This window comes from Microvirga sp. P4_G7 (genome assembly GCF_056401005.1).
The window spans coordinates 1-560 of record NZ_JBFUKD010001176.1; the positions used below are offsets into that span (position 1 = coordinate 1).

Here is a 560-nt window from a genome sequence, read left to right on the forward strand (position 1 = left end):
ATCCGGTCTATACCATCGGCAACCAGATCGGCGAGTCCTTGCGTCGGCACCTCGGCATGTCGCGTCGCGATGCCTTTGCACGCACAGTGGAATTGCTGAAGCTCGTCGGCATTCCGTCGCCGGACAAACGTGCGAACGATTATCCGTTCCAGCTATCGGGCGGCATGCGGCAACGCGCCATGATCGCGATGGCGATCGCGTGCGAACCGCGCGTCCTGATCGCAGACGAGCCGACGACCGCGCTCGACGTGACGGTGCAAGCGCAGATTCTCGACCTCATGCGCGGCCTGCGCGATCGTCTCGGCATGGCGACGCTCTTCATCACACACGATCTCGGTGTCGTCGCCGAGATGGCCGAAGACGTCGTCGTCATGTATCGCGGTAAAGTTGTCGAGCGCGCCTCGGCGGTGCAGCTGTTTGCCGCGCCGGCCCATCCCTATACGAGGGGGCTGCTCGCTTCCCTGCCGCCGCTCGATGGCCGCAAGGAACGGCTGACGCCGATCGCGGGGCAGGTCCGGCCGCCGGACGCATCGGAGCCCGGCTGTCCCTTCGCCGACCGC

At 66.1% G+C, this 560-nt stretch carries 1 protein-coding gene; it reads left to right on the forward strand.

All coding sequences use genetic code 11. The features are described 5' to 3' along the window. The coding region (locus tag AC1DT3_RS23725; RefSeq protein WP_477467594.1) for an ABC transporter ATP-binding protein at window positions 1-560 on the forward strand (560 nt) is incomplete at both ends.